The following is a 17,294-nucleotide window of genomic DNA, read 5'->3' as shown; positions in this document are numbered from 1 at the left end:
GGTGGTGCCATACGCGCCAAGGTCAGCCTGTCAGTGTTGCAGCAAGGCCTCGCCAAACTTCTCCCACAGCTGTGTGCAATCTGTTGCTCTGAGGCTGGGGGTTCCGAGTGGGCCATATCGGATGACGGCGGCGTGAACATCATAGCCAACGATAGGTGCATTGGCGACAAAGTGGATAGCCTCGCCCAATCGGCGAGAGCCAATTGGCGCATCGGTTTTGTTGGTGATGTCGAAGACACCACAAATATCCACTTCCTGATTTCTGGCTGCCAACGCAGCTTCCATTACCTGTTCGTGCATCATCGAAATCTCTCCTAACGGTCTAAGTCTAAGAACCGCGGCTTTTGCCGGTCCGGCAGCTGACAACCGCCAAGTCGAAGTGCCTTTTGCAGCATCTCGATTGGCTCTTGCTGCGAGCCACTCCGCCCGCTCCCGCGGCAAGCCGATAAGGCAACTGCCCGCGAAATCCGCAGGCACGTCCACGGTCGCATCAAACACGGCCCACGTGCCAGTCGGCTCCTGAACGGGTAAAAACCTCATAACAGCGCCTGCTAATATACGTATGCCGACTGTGGGGACGGGGCTTTGTTCCTGCATCAACCAAACGAATGAGAGATGGTGTCGAAATGTCAGGCGACGCTGGTCGAAAACAATCGTCTGCGACATCGCCAGGATCGAAGGTGGGCCTGAGCTGCGATCCGGCCGCATTCGGGGCTCACCGGCAGGGACAAGCACAAGATGCCGGAGACAAGCGCGGTCAGAATGTTCAGCCAGAATCGCGTTTTCGTTGCGGATGGATGGTCTCGCCGCGCTTCAGCATCTCCACGAACGCCGCGATCTTCTTCTTGCGTCCGGCTTCGGTCTTCATGTTGTGGGTGCGGAAGGCGAGCGCGAAGCGGTTTTGCTCGCTGAGCTTTGCCAGCATCTCTTTCGCCTTGGGCTCGGCGTCTATTGCCGCCTGGAGGTCGCCGGGGATCTTCATCTCCTTGCCGCTCCTATAGGCGCGCGCCCAGCGGCCATCGGCCTTGGCTGCCTCGGCCTGCCTCAGCCCATGCTCGGTCATCCGGCCCTCCTCGATCAGCCGGGCGACATTGTCGACATTGATCTGGCTCCAGGTGCTCTTCCTGCCGCGCGGGGTGTAGCGCTGCAGGTAGCTTTTGCCGTCCAACGCCTTTCGCACCGCATCGATCCAGCCCCAGCACAACGCCACGTCGATGGCTTGCTTCGGCGTAATCGACGGCAGTCCCGAATCGAGCTTATGGATCTTGATCCAGACTTCGTCCTCGCTGTCGTGATGCTCGCCAAGCCAGGCCTGGAAGCTTTCGGCATCCCTGAACTCGCGCACCTTGGCGGGGTCCACCTTGACGGGCGCCATCAGCCGGTCCGCCCGTGACGCAGGCGCGTAACGACGCCGAACCGCTTGCCGGCCGCGCGCGCGCTCATCTCAGCTCCCGCCGGCACGCATTCAGCCCGCACGATTGGGCGTGCCGAGGACATGGGATTTCGGCGGCAGCATGACGTCGTCGAAGGTCTGCGTGAACATCGCCGCCGCAAAGAAAGCGACGGCGCGCAGGGTTTCGGTGCCGGTGTTGACGAGGTCGTGCCGGACCGGCGTCGGAAGTACCAGGACGCTGCCGGGCCTGACCGGGTGGGTGCTGCCGCCCTCGATGTGCAGCTCGCCGGTGCCGGCGATGATGTATTGCGTCTCCTCGGTGGCGTCGGTGTGCCAGCCGAGCCGCTTGCCGGGCTCGATCTCGTAGACAATGACTGAGGACTGGGTGGTGCCGTGCCCGCCGTAAACCGCGAAAGCGCCGGCCCATTTGACCGACGGATCGTCCTCTGCCCAAACCAGCGAACGTTCGAGCCTGTCGGATGCGACGACTGCTGTCATGGCTTCGTTCCTCTCAGCGAATGGCGAACACGAATCTAGATGATTTTTCTGGTCTGCGTCAGCAAAACTGGCTGCCAACCGTTTCCCTCGCCCATTGCGCGTAACTATTTGTCGTGCCGCGATCTGACCATTCTACTCTGGGATCGGATCACTGAGCCGATTTCACCATGCAACCAAGCCTTTACCTTTCAGCCAGTTTGGAGTTGCCCCTGCGTTGCGTTCGTGGTCCGGTACAACCAGGGCGCTCAATGCGAATTCGGCAACGGTCGCCTCACCGACCGTCAAGGCAACACACCGTGAAGGCAACCCAGGAGATAGCAATGGGCATTTTCGACAGTATCAAAGGTGCGATTTTCGGAAACGCGGTTGCGGCCGAAGCGCCGCCGGCGCAACCGTCTCCCGCGCCTGCTTCGAGCACGGCCACCCAGCCGACGGCGCCTACCCGACCCGACCCGGCTGCACCCCCGGCTCCGGCAACGCCATCCGCGCCGTCCTCTGCTCCTGACATCGCTGCCATTCTCGACAAGGCGGTGGCCGCGAAAGGGCAAAAGCTCAACTGGAAGAATTCGATCGTCGACCTGATGAAGGCTCTGAATATCGATAGCAGCCTCGGCGCCCGCAAGGAGCTTGCTCACGAGCTGAACTACACCGGCGACATGAACGACACCGTAACGATGAATCTGTGGCTGCATGATGCACTGATGAAAAAGCTGGTCGAGAATGGCGGCAAGCTTCCGAGCGATCTGGCCGCCTAGAGTCATAAGACAAGCAATTCCAGGAAAACGTGTGAACGGTTTTCCATCCGGAATTGCGTCAAACAAAAAAGACAGACCGGTTCGGCGTTCCGTGAAACGAAGAACCGTCCTGGTCCTGCCCGCACCGTGGTTCTTGCTGCGCTGACTTCGACCGCAACCGAGCAGACCCGACTGCCAAGCAATCAAACTGCCAAGTAAATAAATTGAGACCCATCCCGGCCGCCGGGATGGGTCTGTGGCGAAGTCGCATGGCACAAAAGTGCTGCCGCCTCGCGCCTGGATTGCCTCACGCAAAACCGACGATTTCGGTCGCTGCCCCGCGCGCTGGTAGGACCACCATTTCGCTGGCGAAACCCGACGTTCGGCGTATCATTCTCGCGGGAGAGGGTTCATGGTGGGAGGAAGCCAATGAACGTGGTGCAGAGGGTGACTGTCGCCGACTTGACGGCCCAAGAGCTTGTTTCATCTGCGCTTTCAAGATTCGGCGCCGGCGACACCATATCGACGAGGGCGATGCTGGACATCGTTCGCCGGACGGCCCCGGCCTGCGGTGACAGTGACGACGATCTGGTCGAGATTATCGTCATGACGGCCGTTGGTAGGACCATGGGGGTCGTGTTCGACCATCGCTACCCTTAGCAATCCGCAACGAATACCAGGCTGCGCCCAGGAGCAGTGGCGGGCGGTTGGCAGCGCGCGGCGGAAATTTACTGGTGCGGCCAAGGAAGCGAGCCTTTTTGTGCGCGAAGGCCAGCCTGGCGCCGTGCCCTTGCTTTGAGCAAAAACCGCCGCTCATGTCGGGTCATGCCCGAGGGTAGGCAACTGGGCGACACGCTCGAAGGAACTCGCTGAAATCTTGCCCGTTATGCTCTCGTTGAGATGAGGAGAGCTGCCATGGCCGACGACAAAACCAGGACCGACAGTCGCGACCGCTCACGAGTGGCGGGCGGCGAAGACTATGAGGTACGCCATTTCGCCGAGGAAGCGGGCATTACCCCTGATCAGGCACGCACGCTGATCAAGCGCCACGGCACCGACCGCAAGGTGCTGAACGAAATCGCCGAGAGCATAAGAGCGTCGTAATGGCTAACAAGAAAACCGCAATGGCCGACCGCAAGACGCGCGATCCGGACGAAAAGAAGGCTCTGCACCTGGCCGAAACCACCGACGTTTCGCCGAAGCAGGCGAAGGATCTGATGCGCAAGCACGGCAAGGACAGCCCGAAAGTCGAGAAGGAAGCCAAGAACTTCAAGGCCGAGGGCTGAACGGCCGGAGGTCTGCCCCTCACCCGCAACTTAGTAGTCGCTGCTCAACGTGCCCAGCCGGCTAGACGCGCGGCACAGGGTTGTGGCCGCAATCCTGCAGCTTATCGGTTTTCTAACAAATTCGGGCTATCCCTTCCGCTATCGCGGCTCAGGGATGCCATATGCGCGGGATGTCTGGTGAGGCGAGGCCGTCGATAGACGACATACGGCATGTGAGGCTGGTGTTTTGCCTGCTGGCGGCCGTCGTGATGGCGACGGCGCTCCTCGCCTTTGCCACCTCCCTCCTGCAGGATCCCGATAGCTGGTGGCACATCAAGGTCGGCATGGATATGCTGGCAAGCCGCACATTCCCCTCCGTCGACATTTACTCCTACACTTTTGCCGGCCAGCCATGGATCGCCAAGGAATGGCTTAGCCAGGTTCTCCTTGCCCTTGCCTTCGAAGCCGGCGGCTGGAACGGCGTGGTACTGCTGGCGACTGCGGTAATCGCGCTGACGGCCTTCTTGACGTCGTGGTATCTCAGCGCGTCGTTGAAGCCGACGCTGGCGATAGCACTGACACTGGTGCTCGCGCTCTTGATCGGGCCAATCTATGTCGCCCGACCCCACATCTTTACCTTGCCCATTATCGTCGTCTGGACCGCCGGTCTTTTCCAAGCCGCACGCAACGAGAAAGCGCCGCCTCTATGGCTGCTGGCGCTGCTTTGCCTGTGGGCCAATCTCCATGCCACCTTCACCTTCGGTTTCATTATCGCCGCCTTCGCCGGCCTCGATCTCGTCATGCGCACGCGCTTGTCGAACTCCCGGCTGCTGGCCAAGTGGATCGCTTTCGGGCTGCTTTGCCCGCTGGTCAGCCTGCTCAATCCCTATGGCGTCAAGGCCATACTCGCCACATTCACCGTGGCCTATGGCAATGAGGCGGTGCCTTACATTGCGGAGTGGCAACCCTTCGACGCCTCGCGGCATACCCTCCAGGAGGTGGCCCTGCTGGTGGCGTTTTTCGGGCTGCTCGTGTCGAGATTGCGTATTGGCTGGGCCAAGGCGCTGTTCCTTGTCTTCACCTTGCACGTCTATCTCACCCACATACGGTTCATGTACCTGTTCTTTCTTCTTGTCCCGGTCGTCCTTGCCGTCGAGGTTGCGCAACAATATCCAGCGCTTTCAGCCCCTACATGGGCCGCGGAAAAGCGCGACGGACTTGAACAATTTTTCGCGCGGCAATTTTCCAGAATTTGCGCTGGACTTGCCGTTTTGCTGGTTTTGGCGGCCGCGGTCTTCCTGGCCTATCCGGTCGTGCCGAGCCAGAAGACTTCGGCGAGGGATGCGCTGGCCTTCGCCCAAGCCCATAATCTGTCAGGCAATCTGCTGAATTCCTACAATTTCGGCGGCACGCTGATTTTCCATGGCATCAAGACGTTTATCGACGGCCGGGCGGATCAGCTCTTCCTGAACGGCTTTACGGAAACGGATGAGCAGACTGGGCACAGCCGGGGCAAGCCGATCCTGAAAGCCCAGCTCGAGAAATATGCGATAGGCTGGGCATTGTTGACCGCCGACGACAGCCGCATTCCGTTCTTCGACGAACTGGGCTGGAAGCGGGCCTATGCGGACGATTACGCTCTGATCTATACCCGCGCAGACTGATCCCCGGCAGCTTCGCACACCGGTGCGCACCTCCCCCTGAAGCTGTGGCCAGCGCCGAGGCGGCGAAATCCTTATGGGATTTTGATTTCTTTGCTCCGCGTCCCGTCTCGAACCTTTATGGCACTTTGATCCATATTCGGCAGAGCGATGTATCCGGCCGCCGATGTGAAGCGGTGAGCGGGCTTGGACAGTTTTGTCCAAGTTGAAAAGAACAAACTCAATATAGGAAATTGCACGATGGACATCATTGTTGTCGGGATAGGAATCTCGTTCTTTGCTCTATGCTTCGGTTACATCAAAGCCTGCGACGGGCTGTAAGTTTAGGGGATCGAAACATGCTCTTCGACTATATCCTCGGCGGCGCCGTGACCCTGTTCCTTCTCGCTTACCTGACATACGCCCTCGTTCGCCCGGAGCGCTTCTGATCTCCGCTGGCAAGGAGCCAACCCCCATGACAATCAACGGATGGCTGCAGATCCTCGTCTATTGCGGGATCGTCGTTTTGCTGGCCAAGCCGCTCGGCGGCTACATGCATCGCGTTTTCAGCGGCGAGCGCACATTCCTGTCGCCAATTCTGGCCCCGCTCGAGCGCGGGCTCTACCGCATATCAGGGACCAGCGAGCGCGAGGAGCAGCACTGGACCTCCTATGCGGCGGCCCTGCTGTTCTTTAACCTGGCCGGCTTCCTGGTGCTCTATTTCCTGCAGCGGCTGCAAGGCGGCCTGCCCTACAATCCGGCCGGCATGACCGCCGTCGAACCTGGGCTTGGCTTCAACACCGCCGCCAGCTTCATGACCAACACCAACTGGCAGAACTACGGCGGCGAAAGCACGATGTCCTATCTCGTGCAGATGGCCGGCTTGACCGTGCAGAACTTTCTGTCGGCCGCGACCGGCATCGCCATCGCGGTCGCACTGATCCGCGGTTTTGCTAGAGCCTCAGGCAAATCGATCGGCAATTTCTGGGTCGATATGACCCGCTGCACGCTCTATCTGCTTGTGCCGTTCTGCATCGTGTTGACGCTTGTCTATGTCTATCTCGGTATGCCGCAGACGGTTGGTGCTTACGTCAACGCGACGACGCTGGAAGGCGCGCAACAGACGATCGCGGTCGGGCCGGTCGCTTCGCAGGTTGCCATCAAGATGCTCGGCACCAATGGCGGCGGCTTCTTCAACGCCAATGCAGCGCATCCCTTCGAAAATCCCGACGCGATCTCGAACCTGATCCAGATGGTGACGATCTTCGCCTTCGGCGCGGCGCTAACCAATGTCTTCGGTCGCATGGTCGGCAACCAGCGCCAGGGCTGGGCAATTCTGTCGGCGATGGGCGTGCTGTTCATCGCCGGCGTTGCCGTCTGCTACTGGGCCGAGGCCGCCGGCAATCCGCTCGTCCATACGCTGGGCATCGACGGCGGCAACATGGAGGGCAAGGAAAGCCGCTTCGGCATCGCTCTGTCGGCACTGTTTGCCGTCATCACCACCGCCGCGTCCTGCGGCGCGGTCAACGCCATGCATGACAGCTTCACCGCACTCGGCGGCATGATCCCCATCATCAACATGCAGCTCGGCGAGGTCATTGTCGGCGGCGTCGGGGCCGGCTTCTACGGTATCCTGATGTTCATCGTGATCGCCGTCTTCGTTGCCGGGCTGATGGTCGGACGCACGCCCGAATATCTCGGCAAGAAGATCGAGGCCAAGGAGGTCAAGATGGCAATGCTGGCCGTCCTCTGCCTGCCGCTGGCGATGCTGGTCTTCACCGCCATCGCGGTGGTGCTGCCGACCGGCGTTGCTTCCATCGCCAACGCCGGCCCGCACGGCTTCTCCGAGGTCCTCTATGCCTACACCTCGGCCGCGGCGAACAATGGCTCCGCCTTTGGCGGTCTCAGCGGCAACACGCCCTGGTACAACATAACGCTCGGCATCGGCATGCTGATGGGCCGCTTCCTGGTCATTATTCCGGCGCTGGCGATTGCTGGATCGCTGGTGGCGAAGAAGACCGTCCCTGCCTCCGCCGGCACCTTCCCGACCGACGGTCCGCTGTTCGTCGGGCTGTTGGTCGGTGTCATCCTGATCGTTGGTGGCCTGACCTTCTTCCCGGCCCTGGCGGTCGGACCGATCGTCGAGCACCTGGCGATGATTCACCGTCAGACATTCTGAAACGGCCATGCCCTGGTTCAAGATCATATCTCGAAAGGCCCGGCATCGTCCCGAGCCGGAGGGGGAGAAAACACCTCCTCCTTTCCCGACCCTGTCCACATTCCTCGCTATTGCGGCAGCCTTGATCATTATCTGGCTGCTGGCTTACGGGCCGCCGCACCTTCGTTCGGCACACGATCGACCGGTCACCAACATCGACACTGGAGCCACCAAATGAGCCAGTCGAAATCCGTGAGCATCATGGATCCCCGCATTCTGTTGCCCGCCATCGGCGGATCCTTCAGAAAACTGAACCCGCGCACCTTGATGCGAAACCCGGTGATGTTCGTCGTCGCCGTCGTCTCGGCGCTCACCACCGTGCTGTTCGTCAAAGATCTCGTTACCAGCGGCGGCGATCTTGGCTTCACGCTGCAGATCATCATCTGGCTGTGGTTCACAGTGCTTTTCGCCAACTTCGCCGAAGCGGTGGCCGAAGGCCGCGGCAAGGCGCAAGCAGACTCGCTGCGTCGGGCGCGAACCGAGACGCAAGCCAAGCTGTTGAACGGCGGCGACCGCCGCAAGTTCAAGCTGGTGCCCGGCACCAGCCTGAAGGTCGGCGATATCGTGCTTGTCGAAGCCGGCGACATCATCCCCTCGGATGGCGAGGTGGTCGAAGGCGTGGCTTCGGTCAACGAGGCGGCCATCACTGGCGAATCCGCACCTGTCATCCGCGAATCCGGAGGCGATCGTTCGGCGGTGACCGGCGGCACGCAAGTCTTGTCCGACTGGATCCGGGTGCGCATCACCGCGGCTTCCGGCCATACGTTCCTCGACCGCATGATCTCGCTGGTCGAAGGCGCCGAGCGCCAGAAGACACCCAACGAGATCGCGCTCAACATCCTGCTCGTCGGCATGACGCTGATCTTCGTGGTGGCGACAGCGACGATCCCGAGTTTTGCGTCCTATTCGGGCGGCTATATCTCGGTGACAGTGCTGGTCGCCCTGTTCGTCACGCTGATCCCGACCACGATCGGCGCCCTGCTGTCGGCCATCGGCATCGCCGGCATGGACCGCCTGGTGCGCTTCAACGTGCTCGCCATGTCGGGCCGCGCCGTCGAGGCGGCCGGCGATGTCAACACGCTGCTGCTCGACAAGACCGGCACGATCACGCTGGGCAACCGCCAAGCAACGGCATTCCGTCCGGTCAGGGGCGTCACTGAACAGGAACTGGCCGACGCCGCCCAACTTGCCTCGCTTGCCGACGAAACGCCGGAAGGCCGCTCGATCGTCGTGCTGGCGAAGGAGAAATACGCCATCCGCGCCCGCGACATGGCAAGCCTGCACGCGAGTTTCGTGCCTTTCACCGCGCAAACCCGCATGAGCGGCGTCGACCTGGAAGGCTCCTCGGTCCGCAAGGGCGCAGTCGATGCGGTGCTTGCCCACGTCAACCTCTCGACCATTGCCACAGGCAGTACGCGCCCCGGCAGCGACACCGTCCGCGACCTTCAAACCATCGCCGACGAGATCGCCAAATCCGGCGGCACCCCACTGGCGGTCGAGCGCGATGGGCGCCTGCTCGGCGTCGTCCACCTGAAGGACATCGTCAAGGGCGGCATCGCAGAACGCTTTGCCGAATTGCGCCGCATGGGCATCCGCACGGTTATGATCACCGGCGACAATCCGATGACCGCGGCGGCGATCGCGGCGGAAGCCGGCGTCGACGACTTCCTTGCCCAGGCGACGCCCGAGGACAAGCTGAAGCTGATCCGCGACGAACAGGCCAAGGGCAAGCTGGTCGCGATGTGCGGTGATGGCACCAACGACGCGCCGGCGCTTGCGCAGGCCGATGTCGGCGTCGCCATGAACACCGGCACGGTCGCGGCGCGCGAGGCCGGCAACATGGTCGATCTCGACAGCGATCCGACCAAGCTGATCGAGATCGTCGAAATCGGCAAGGCGCTGCTGATGACGCGTGGTTCGCTCACCACCTTCTCCATCGCCAACGACGTCGCCAAGTATTTTGCCATCATCCCGGCAATATTCGCCGTCTTCTACATCGCCCCGGGCCAGACCGCCGGGCCGCTGCAAGCGCTCAACGTCATGCATCTGGCAACGCCGCAGAGCGCTATCCTCTCGGCCATCATCTTCAACGCGCTGATCATCATCGCGCTGATCCCGCTGTCGCTGAGAGGCGTCAAATACCGCGCTGTCGGCGCCGGTGCGCTGCTCAGCCGCAATCTCATAGTCTACGGCCTCGGCGGCGTCGTCGTGCCCTTCGTCGGCATCAAGGTGATCGACATGGTCATCACTGCTCTCGGTCTCGCATAAGGAACCACGTCAATGCTCAATCAAATCAGGCCCGCGATCGTCATGATCGTCTTCTTCACGGTTCTGACCGGGCTCATCTATCCGATCGGCATGACCGGCATTGCCCAGGCGCTGTTTCCGCGCCAGGCCAATGGCAGCCTGATCGAGAAGGACGGCAAGATCGTCGGTTCCGAGCTGATCGGCCAGGCCTTCACCAGCGACCGCTACTTCCATGGCCGTCCGTCGGCTGCCGGCGACGGCTACAATGCCGCCGCCTCGGGCGGTTCGAATCTCGGCCCGACCAACCCGAAGCTGATCGACCGTATCAAGAGCGACGCCGAGAAGTTGAGAGCCGAAAACCCGAACCAGCCGGTACCGATGGATCTGGTCACCACGTCCGGCAGCGGCCTCGATCCGCATATCAGCCCCGATGCGGCCTATTTTCAGGTCGCCAGGGTGGCCAAGGCCAGGGGCGTCGATGAATCCGGGATCAAATCGCTTGTCGACAGCCATATCGAGGATCGCGAATTGGGATTCATCGGCGAGGCGGTGGTCAATGTGCTGGCCCTCAACCTTGCGCTGGACGATGCGATGAAACAATGAAGGGCGGCGCCGGGATCGACACCGAAGCCGGTGCCGTTCATGATTGATCCTTATGCCAGACGACAGCCGCACCGCCGAAACCAGGCCCTCTCCCGACGCGCTGCTCGCGCATGCCGAGCGGGAGGAGCGCGGTCGGCTGAGGATATTTCTCGGCGCCGCCCCCGGTGTCGGCAAGACCTACGAGATGCTGATGTCAGGCCGCGCCAGGCTGGCCGACGGAGTCGACGTGGTGATAGGCATCGTCGAGACGCACGGCCGCAAGGAAACCCAGACGCTGGTCGAAGGCTACGAGGTCATTCCTCGCCTTGAGATCGATTACAAGGGGCGGATCCTCGAGGAGATGGATCTCGACGCCATCCTCGCCCGGCGCCCGGCGCTGGTTCTGGTCGACGAACTCGCCCACACCAACGTCGCCGGCAGCCGCCACCCCAAGCGCTACCTCGACGTCCAGGAAATCCTGACGCACGGGATCGATGTCTACACGACACTGAACATCCAGCACGTCGAAAGCCTGAACGACGTCGTGGCCCAGATCACACGCGTCAGGGTGCGTGAAACCGTCCCCGACTCCATCATCGATCAAGCCGACGATGTCGAGATCATCGACCTCACCCCCGACGACCTGATCAAGCGGCTGGAGGAAGGCAAGGTCTACTTCCCCAACACCGCCCAGCGCGCCATCGAGAACTATTTCTCGCCGGGCAATCTGACCGCGCTCCGGGAATTGGCGCTTCGCCGCACCGCCCAGCGGGTCGATGAGCAGTTGCTCAACCATATGCAGGCACACGCCATCCCGGGACCGTGGGCGGCCAGCGAGCGTGTCCTGGTCTGGGTCGATGAGGATCCGCGCAGCGCGTCGCTTGTACGCTATGCCCGCCGCCAGGCAGAGCGGCTTCGCGCCTCGTGGCTGGCGCTCTATGTCGAGACGCCACGCTCGACCGGGCTGTCCGAGCAGAATCGCGACAGGCTGGCATCAACGCTTCGCCTTGCTGAACAATTGGGCGGCGTTGCCGTGACCATACCTGGCCACGACGTTGCCGTAGACATCCTGCGCTATGCGGCGGCCAATAACGTTACCCACATCATCACTGGCAAGCCACGCAAGTCGCGCTGGCGGCAGTTATTTGACGGCTCCGTCACTTATGACCTGATACGCGATGCCGGCAAGATCAGCGTTCACGTCGTCTCCGGTGACGCCCACGCGCAAGTCCCGCCGTCGCGGGGGCTGACTCCCGCTCAACCACCGCGCCTCGACATCAGGCCCTATCTGACTGTCGTCTTCTATGTCGTGGCAGGGCTGTTGTTCGGCGAATTGCTGTCGCGCGTGCTGGATGTGCGCAACATCGCTCTTGTCTTTCTCATGGCTGTGCTGGCGTCAGCGGTCACGGCCGGGCTTTGGCCGGCGATATTCGCTTCCGTTCTCAGCGCCGTGGTCTTCAATTTCTTCTTCCTCGATCCGCTCTACACGCTGAATATCAGCGATCCTGAAAGCGCCGTCGCACTCGGCTTCTTCTTCTGCGTGGCGATCATCGCCAGCAATTTGACGGCTCGGGTGCAGCGCCAGGTCGTGGCAGCACAATCCCGCGCCCGCACTACCGAGGATCTCTATTTGTTCTCCAAGAAACTGGCCGGAACGGGCACGCTCGACGACGTTCTCTGGGCGACTGCCTTCCAGATCGCCTCGATGCTGAAGCTTCGCGTGGTGCTGCTTCTGCCGGAGAACGGCACGATTGTGGTCAAGGCCGGCTACCCGCCCGACGACACGCTGGCCGAGGCAGACATTGCCGCAGCGCTCTGGGCCTGGGAACACAACCGCGCCGCCGGGCGCGGCGCCGACACGCTGCCGGGCGCAAAACGCCTCTATCTGCCCTTGCGGACCGGGCGCACGGCGGTGGGCGTCGTTGGCCTCGACAACGACAAGCAAGGCCCGCTGCTGACACCCGACCAGCAGCGTCTGCTCGATGCGCTCGCCGACCAGGCGGCGGTCGCCATCGAGCGCATCCAGCTCGTCGCCGATGTTGACCGGGCCAAGCTTGCGGCCGAGGCAGACCGTCTGCGCTCGGCCTTGCTCACCTCCATTTCCCACGATTTGAAAACGCCGCTTGCCGCCATCATGGGCGCGGCCGAAACACTCAGGGACTTCGAAGCCGCGCTTCCCGAGCAGGACCGGGCGGGACTGCTGTCGACCGTGCTTGATGAATCGGAAAGGCTGAACCGCTTCATCGCCAATCTGCTCGACATGACCAAGATAGAGTCCGGCACGATGGAGCCAAATTATGCGTTCCACTATGTCGGCGACATTGTCGGCTCAGCCCTGCATCGGGCCCGCAAAATCGTCGGCGAGCACAAGACCGAGATCGATATTCCATCGGATCTGCCGATGTTGCGTGTCGATCCCGTTCTGTTCGAGCAGGTGCTGTTCAACCTCCTCGACAATGCTGCAAAATACGCGCCGCCAGGTTCGACGATCCGCCTGCAGGCCTGGGCCGACAATGGCTTCGTCATCCTGCAGATCATGGATGAGGGACCAGGCATTCCGACCGCGGACCTGGAGCGCGTTTTCGACACTTTCTACCGTGTGCGCAAGGGTGACCAGGTGCGTGCCGGCACCGGGCTCGGATTGTCGATTTGCCGCGGCTTCATCGAAGCGATGGGCGCGACGATCTCGGCGGCGAACAGGACCGACCGCTCGGGCGCGGTTTTCACCATAAGAATGCCGGTGCCGGCAGAACTCCCCGATGTCGGTGAACCCGATGCTGACGATCGAAACATGGACCACCTGTCATGACGAATTTGGACGTCAGGATATTGGTGGTCGACGACGAGCCGCCGATCCGGAAACTGCTTCGCGTCGGGCTCGGCAGCCAAGGCTATGCGATCAGCGAGGCGCCGAACGCCAGCGCGGCGATTGAACTCATGGAGACGGAAAAGCCGGACCTGGTCCTCCTCGATCTCGGCCTGCCCGGCATGAGCGGGCATGAGCTGCTGCGCAAATGGCGGGATGATGGCCTGGATATTCCCGTGGTTATTCTTTCGAGCCGCGCCGACGAGACCGGCATCGTCTCGGCCCTGGAACTCGGCGCCGACGACTATGTCACCAAGCCGTTCGGCATGAACGAGCTCGTCGCGCGCATTCGCGTGGCGCTGCGCCACAAGTTCCAGCAGCGGGGCGAAAAGCCGGTGTTCCACACCGGCGATCTCTCCGTCGATCTGGTGAAGCGCATCGTCAAGGTCGAGGACAGGGAGATAAAGCTCTCGCCGAAGGAGTACGACATTCTTCGCATCCTCGTGCAGCACGCCGGCAAGGTTCTCACCCACCAATTCCTGCTGAAGCAGGTCTGGGGCGATTCTACCGACGTTCAATATCTCAGGGTCTATGTCCGGCAACTCAGGCAAAAGATCGAAAAGATGCCCGACCAGCCCCGTTATATCACCACCGAGACCGGCGTCGGATATCGGCTGCGCGAAGTCGAGTGAAATGGGAGTGCCAGCCTCGCGTACCGCAATGCCTCCTCAAAGCCGGCAGGACGACGTACCAATTCGCCGCGAATCAGCGGCGGCCATGGCATCGCCGGGCAAAACCCCTATATTAACCTGAGGTCGGTTTTTGCGCGGGAATGAATGGATGTCACGGCTTCGTCTATTGACGTTTTTAGGGTCGGCAATGCTGGCAACGGCGATGCTGTCGGGCGTAAATCCTGCCGCATCGGCACAGATCGTCAGCCCCGCCGACCGCAACGCATTGATCCAGCAAAACCAGTTGCAGATGCTGGAGAACAGGCTGCAGCGGCAGCAATATCAGCAGCAGCAACAGCAATACCGTGCGCAGGACCGCCAAATCCCGGCGCCCCAACCGCAGGTGGTGCCGCAGATCAAGCCGACTTGTCAGTTGCTGCCGTCAGGGAGCGGCTTTGTCAGCACTTGCCGCTAACGTTTTCATTTATTTAGCCGACTTATTATGCTTGGATGCCGCCGCACCTGAGACAACATCGAAGGCGGTTTGGATTTAGCAATGCTGCCCTTCGTGCTTTGGGCACCGCTTCGACTGGATTTTTGAATGGCAGCCAGCAGAAAGAAGGTCGTCCGTAAGGCAAGGAAGGGCGCCCGGGATCGCCAGGTCGCGGCGATCCCCTTTCGGCTGAGCGAGCATGGCGAAGTCGAGGTTATGCTGGTCACATCGCGAACGACGAGGCGCTTCATCGTGCCGAAGGGCTGGCCGATGAAGGGCAAGAGCGGCCGCAAGGCAGCCACCATCGAAGCACAGGAAGAAGCCGGTGTTCTCGGCAAGACACTGAAACAGCCGGCCGGTACCTATTGCTACTGGAAGCGGCTGGCGAACCGCTTCGTCCGCGTCGACGTCGTCGTCTATTTGCTGGAGGTAACCGAGGAACTTGCCGACTGGCAAGAAGCCAACAGGCGGCAGCGGGCATGGCTGGCACCGGCCGACGCGGCGTTGCTCATCGACGAGCCGGATCTTTCGACGCTGGTGAGAAACATCAGGAGTCCGGAGCTGGAGCATACCCCCAAAAAGCAGAATCCGGCTTTCGGAAAAGATCACGCTCAATAAAACATGGGGGTCTTATCCCGACTCTATCGGGAATTGGCTCCAGCGCCCTCCGCTGTCGCTTGAACCGACATCTCACTGACTGCCTTCGTCTTCCTCGGGCAAAGGCCGCGCCGGCGTGCCGGTATAGGCCCACAGCCATTCGCGCGGCAGCGGCCCTTTGTTGCGGTCGTTTTCCTGCGACTGTTCCCATGCATGGGCCAGGATGCCGACCGAGCGAGACAGTACGAAAAGGCCTCGCGTCAGCGGCGGCGGGAAGCCGAGCTCTCCGTAGATGACGGCCGTGGCGCCGTCGATATTGAGTGGGATTTTTTTGCCCTTGCGCCGCGCAACCTCGGCCTCGACCATCTCGGCGATGTCGGCGAAGCGCCCGCTGACAACGCCGCGCGCGGCAAAGTCGCGGGTCAGTTCGATGAGGCGCGGCGCCCGCGGGTCGACCGGGTGGAAGCGGTGGCCCAGCCCCGGCACATAGCCGTCTTCCCCAGCAAGGACACGATCAACCCGCGCCGACACCGCGTCCGCGAGCGGCACGCCGGCGTCCAGTTCGGCGGCGATGTCTCCGTAGAAGGAGAGCGCCTGTTCGCCGGCGCCTCCATGCACGTCGCCAAGCACGTTGACGGCCGACGCCATGGCGCTGTTGATGCCGACGCCGCAAGTGATCGCCATGCGGGCGATGGCGATGGACGGCGCCTGCGGCCCGTGGTCGACGGCGGCAGCCAGCGCGATGCCAAGCAGCGTCGCCTGCTCCTCGCTTGGCAGTTCGCCGCGCAGCATCAGCCAGATCATTGCGGGAAAGCTGACGCGACCGATCAGATCCTGGATCTCATAGCCGCGCAGCCGGATGACGCCGGGCCGCATCTCGATGATGCCGGTCTGCCACCATTCCTCGCCGCGCGCGCGGCCAGTCTTGTTTTCCGTGTCGCTCATGCCTTCTTTTCCGTGCCGCTCATGCCTTCGCTCTTTTCTTGGCGCGTGGCGGCAAACCGGCAAAAACCTCGTCCATATGCTCGCCGAGCCCCGGCGGCGGCCTGCTCGGCAAAGGTGCCTCGCCATCGACCATGAAGCCGCCGCGCACCACGGTCAGCGGCCGGTCCATCCCGGACACGGCCTGGAAGCGCGCCGTCATGCCGCGCTGGATCACCTGTTGCTCTTGCAGTACCTGCGGGATTGTCAGCACCCGGCCTGCCGGCACGCCGGCGCGATTGAACGTCTCCTCCCAGGCGGCGGCAGAGCCGCTCGCCAAGGCATCCTCGATCAGCGCTTTCAATGCAATGCGGTTCTGCTTGCGCGTTTCGCGCTCGGCAAAGCGGACATCCGACGCCAGCTCCGGCCGATCGATCAACCGGCACAGTGTGACGAACTGCTCCTGCTTGTTGGCTGCGATGTTGAGCAAGCCGTCGCCGGTGCGAAACGCGCCAGACGGTGCGGCCGTCATGTTTTCATTGCCCATCGGCTGCGGCTCGACGTCCGCCGTCAGATAGTTCGACACCGGCCAGCCGAGCGCAGAAAGCGTGCATTCGAGCATAGAGACGTCGAGGAACGCACCCTCGCCTGTCGTCTTCTGCTTGACCAGCGCGGCGGTAATGGCGAACGCCCCGACCAGCCCGCCAAGCGTATCGGCGACGGGATAGCCGACACGCAGCGGCGCCGTTTCCGGTGTACCGGTGATGCTCATGATGCCGGAAAGACCCTGGATGATCTGGTCATAGGCTGGATTGTCGCGCATCGGCCCGGTCTGGCCGAAGCCCGATATCGCACAATAGACAAGGCTTGGCCGGACCTCCTTCAGCCTGGCATGGCCAAGCCCCAGCCGGTCCATGACGCCGGGGCGGAAATTCTCGACCAGCGCGTCGGCCGAAGCGACCAGATCGAGGAAGCGTTCGCGGTCGGCCTCCTGCTTGAGATCGAGCGCCACCGAGCGTTTGCCGGCATTCTGCGCCAGGAACGAAGCGCCCATGCCCACCCGGTTGAGCTCCGGCGAGGCGCCAAGCTGGCGCGCCAGATCACCGCCTTGCGGCGTCTCGACCTTGATGACGTCGGCCCCGAGCAATGCCAGCTGGTAGGCGCAATAGGGGCCGGCCAGCACATTGGTCAGGTCAAGGATGCGGATGCCGGAAAGCAGGTCTGTCATG

Annotated in this window: 19 protein-coding genes; 14 read left to right on the top strand and 5 right to left on the bottom strand. The window is 62.0% G+C overall.

The window, feature by feature from the left end; all coding sequences use genetic code 11:
• Positions 1-30: 30 nt before the first annotated feature.
• The 3 genes from NKH01_RS08280 to NKH01_RS08270 all read right to left on the bottom strand — a co-directional run bounded on the left by NKH01_RS08280 (position 31) and on the right by NKH01_RS08270 (position 1,891).
• Complete coding sequence (locus NKH01_RS08280) at positions 31-303, bottom strand: hypothetical protein (RefSeq protein WP_031194005.1); 273 nt, start codon at positions 301-303, stop codon at positions 31-33.
• A 463-nt stretch (positions 304-766) separates the two neighbouring features.
• A complete protein-coding gene (locus NKH01_RS08275; RefSeq protein WP_352789345.1) occupies positions 767-1,375 on the bottom strand; it encodes a YdeI/OmpD-associated family protein in 609 nt (202 codons plus the stop codon).
• Positions 1,376-1,465: 90 nt separating this feature from the next.
• Complete coding sequence (locus tag NKH01_RS08270) at positions 1,466-1,891, bottom strand: cupin domain-containing protein (RefSeq protein WP_353019906.1); 426 nt, start codon at positions 1,889-1,891, stop codon at positions 1,466-1,468.
• Between the two features lie 320 nt (positions 1,892-2,211).
• On the opposite strand from NKH01_RS08270, the gene NKH01_RS08265 reads away from it, so the two are divergent.
• The 14 genes from NKH01_RS08265 to NKH01_RS08200 all read left to right on the top strand — a co-directional run bounded on the left by NKH01_RS08265 (position 2,212) and on the right by NKH01_RS08200 (position 15,165).
• Positions 2,212-2,646 carry a DUF3597 domain-containing protein gene (locus NKH01_RS08265; RefSeq protein WP_353019905.1) on the top strand — a complete coding sequence of 145 codons (435 nt, stop codon included), beginning with the start codon at positions 2,212-2,214 and terminating at the stop codon, positions 2,644-2,646.
• A gap of 408 nt (positions 2,647-3,054) precedes the next feature.
• The gene (locus tag NKH01_RS08260) at positions 3,055-3,285 is read left to right on the top strand and encodes a hypothetical protein (RefSeq protein WP_023718996.1); all 231 of its coding nucleotides are present in this window, start codon (positions 3,055-3,057) and stop codon (positions 3,283-3,285) included.
• Positions 3,286-3,540: 255 nt separating this feature from the next.
• The gene (locus tag NKH01_RS08255) at positions 3,541-3,729 is read left to right on the top strand and encodes a DUF3606 domain-containing protein (protein WP_023718995.1); all 189 of its coding nucleotides are present in this window, start codon (positions 3,541-3,543) and stop codon (positions 3,727-3,729) included.
• Positions 3,729-3,911, top strand: a complete 183-nt coding sequence (locus NKH01_RS08250; RefSeq protein WP_036244723.1) for a hypothetical protein — start codon at positions 3,729-3,731, stop codon at positions 3,909-3,911. The genes NKH01_RS08255 and NKH01_RS08250 overlap by 1 nt, the downstream gene beginning before the upstream one ends.
• A 161-nt stretch (positions 3,912-4,072) precedes the next feature.
• Entirely contained in the window at positions 4,073-5,554 is a 1,482-nt protein-coding gene (locus tag NKH01_RS08245; RefSeq protein WP_352495474.1) for a hypothetical protein, read from the top strand.
• Positions 5,555-5,889: 335 nt separating this feature from the next.
• Entirely contained in the window at positions 5,890-5,979 is a 90-nt protein-coding gene (locus tag NKH01_RS08240) for a K(+)-transporting ATPase subunit F (RefSeq protein WP_023675300.1), read from the top strand.
• Between the two features lie 26 nt (positions 5,980-6,005).
• Positions 6,006-7,709 carry a potassium-transporting ATPase subunit KdpA gene (gene kdpA / locus NKH01_RS08235; RefSeq protein ID WP_353019903.1) on the top strand — a complete coding sequence of 568 codons (1,704 nt, stop codon included), beginning with the start codon at positions 6,006-6,008 and terminating at the stop codon, positions 7,707-7,709.
• Between the two features lie 7 nt (positions 7,710-7,716).
• A complete protein-coding gene (locus tag NKH01_RS08230) occupies positions 7,717-7,926 on the top strand; it encodes a hypothetical protein (RefSeq protein WP_031194001.1) in 210 nt (69 codons plus the stop codon).
• The gene (kdpB, locus tag NKH01_RS08225; protein ID WP_353019901.1) at positions 7,923-10,016 is read left to right on the top strand and encodes a potassium-transporting ATPase subunit KdpB; all 2,094 of its coding nucleotides are present in this window, start codon (positions 7,923-7,925) and stop codon (positions 10,014-10,016) included. Before NKH01_RS08230 ends, kdpB begins: the two co-directional genes overlap by 4 nt.
• Positions 10,017-10,028: 12 nt before the next feature.
• Positions 10,029-10,598 (top strand): potassium-transporting ATPase subunit KdpC, encoded by a 570-nt coding sequence (gene kdpC / locus NKH01_RS08220; protein WP_353019900.1) that lies wholly within the window; start codon positions 10,029-10,031, stop codon positions 10,596-10,598.
• 52 nt (positions 10,599-10,650) lie between these two features.
• Positions 10,651-13,386, top strand: coding sequence for a DUF4118 domain-containing protein (locus tag NKH01_RS08215; RefSeq protein ID WP_353019898.1), 2,736 nt, complete (start codon positions 10,651-10,653; stop codon positions 13,384-13,386).
• Positions 13,383-14,075 carry a response regulator transcription factor gene (locus tag NKH01_RS08210; protein ID WP_352789329.1) on the top strand — a complete coding sequence of 231 codons (693 nt, stop codon included), beginning with the start codon at positions 13,383-13,385 and terminating at the stop codon, positions 14,073-14,075. Before NKH01_RS08215 ends, NKH01_RS08210 begins: the two co-directional genes overlap by 4 nt.
• Positions 14,076-14,223: 148 nt before the next feature.
• Complete coding sequence (locus tag NKH01_RS08205; RefSeq protein ID WP_353019897.1) at positions 14,224-14,529, top strand: hypothetical protein; 306 nt, start codon at positions 14,224-14,226, stop codon at positions 14,527-14,529.
• Between the two features lie 126 nt (positions 14,530-14,655).
• A complete protein-coding gene (locus NKH01_RS08200; protein WP_353019896.1) occupies positions 14,656-15,165 on the top strand; it encodes an NUDIX hydrolase in 510 nt (169 codons plus the stop codon).
• Between the two features lie 72 nt (positions 15,166-15,237).
• Here the strand turns inward: NKH01_RS08200 and NKH01_RS08195 are convergent, their stop codons facing one another.
• Together NKH01_RS08195 and NKH01_RS08190 are read right to left on the bottom strand one after the other, a co-directional pair.
• Entirely contained in the window at positions 15,238-16,089 is an 852-nt protein-coding gene (locus NKH01_RS08195; protein ID WP_353019895.1) for a citryl-CoA lyase, read from the bottom strand.
• A gap of 19 nt (positions 16,090-16,108) precedes the next feature.
• On the bottom strand, positions 16,109-17,293 hold the full coding sequence (locus NKH01_RS08190) for a CaiB/BaiF CoA transferase family protein (RefSeq protein ID WP_353019894.1): 1,185 nt from the start codon (positions 17,291-17,293) through the stop codon (positions 16,109-16,111).
• Between the last annotated feature and the right edge of the window lies 1 nt (position 17,294).

It is taken from the genome of Mesorhizobium sp. M1403, from assembly GCF_040317695.1.
Taxonomy (GTDB): Bacteria; Pseudomonadota; Alphaproteobacteria; order Rhizobiales; family Rhizobiaceae; genus Mesorhizobium.
This window is presented reverse-complemented; position numbering and strand designations above follow the sequence as displayed.

Excerpts from the sequence above, each read along its gene's own strand:
- kdpB (WP_353019901.1), top strand. The coding sequence starts at position 7,923 with ATGAGCCAGTCGAAATCCGTGAGCATCATGGATCCCCGCATTCTGTTG.
- NKH01_RS08270 (WP_353019906.1), bottom strand. The coding sequence starts at position 1,891 with ATGACAGCAGTCGTCGCATCCGACAGGCTCGAACGTTCGCTGGTTTGG.
- NKH01_RS08210 (WP_352789329.1), top strand. The coding sequence starts at position 13,383 with ATGACGAATTTGGACGTCAGGATATTGGTGGTCGACGACGAGCCGCCG.
- NKH01_RS08255 (WP_023718995.1), top strand. The coding sequence starts at position 3,541 with ATGGCCGACGACAAAACCAGGACCGACAGTCGCGACCGCTCACGAGTG.
- NKH01_RS08230 (WP_031194001.1), top strand. The coding sequence starts at position 7,717 with ATGCCCTGGTTCAAGATCATATCTCGAAAGGCCCGGCATCGTCCCGAG.
- NKH01_RS08245 (WP_352495474.1), top strand. The coding sequence starts at position 4,073 with ATGCGCGGGATGTCTGGTGAGGCGAGGCCGTCGATAGACGACATACGG.
- NKH01_RS08275 (WP_352789345.1), bottom strand. The coding sequence starts at position 1,375 with ATGGCGCCCGTCAAGGTGGACCCCGCCAAGGTGCGCGAGTTCAGGGAT.
- kdpC (WP_353019900.1), top strand. The coding sequence starts at position 10,029 with ATGCTCAATCAAATCAGGCCCGCGATCGTCATGATCGTCTTCTTCACG.
- kdpA (WP_353019903.1), top strand. The coding sequence starts at position 6,006 with ATGACAATCAACGGATGGCTGCAGATCCTCGTCTATTGCGGGATCGTC.
- NKH01_RS08195 (WP_353019895.1), bottom strand. The coding sequence starts at position 16,089 with ATGAGCGACACGGAAAACAAGACTGGCCGCGCGCGCGGCGAGGAATGG.
- NKH01_RS08215 (WP_353019898.1), top strand. The coding sequence starts at position 10,651 with ATGCCAGACGACAGCCGCACCGCCGAAACCAGGCCCTCTCCCGACGCG.
- NKH01_RS08200 (WP_353019896.1), top strand. The coding sequence starts at position 14,656 with ATGGCAGCCAGCAGAAAGAAGGTCGTCCGTAAGGCAAGGAAGGGCGCC.
- NKH01_RS08280 (WP_031194005.1), bottom strand. The coding sequence starts at position 303 with ATGATGCACGAACAGGTAATGGAAGCTGCGTTGGCAGCCAGAAATCAG.
- NKH01_RS08190 (WP_353019894.1), bottom strand. The coding sequence starts at position 17,293 with ATGACAGACCTGCTTTCCGGCATCCGCATCCTTGACCTGACCAATGTG.
- NKH01_RS08240 (WP_023675300.1), top strand. The coding sequence starts at position 5,890 with ATGCTCTTCGACTATATCCTCGGCGGCGCCGTGACCCTGTTCCTTCTC.
- NKH01_RS08205 (WP_353019897.1), top strand. The coding sequence starts at position 14,224 with ATGTCACGGCTTCGTCTATTGACGTTTTTAGGGTCGGCAATGCTGGCA.
- NKH01_RS08260 (WP_023718996.1), top strand. The coding sequence starts at position 3,055 with ATGAACGTGGTGCAGAGGGTGACTGTCGCCGACTTGACGGCCCAAGAG.
- NKH01_RS08265 (WP_353019905.1), top strand. The coding sequence starts at position 2,212 with ATGGGCATTTTCGACAGTATCAAAGGTGCGATTTTCGGAAACGCGGTT.
- NKH01_RS08250 (WP_036244723.1), top strand. The coding sequence starts at position 3,729 with ATGGCTAACAAGAAAACCGCAATGGCCGACCGCAAGACGCGCGATCCG.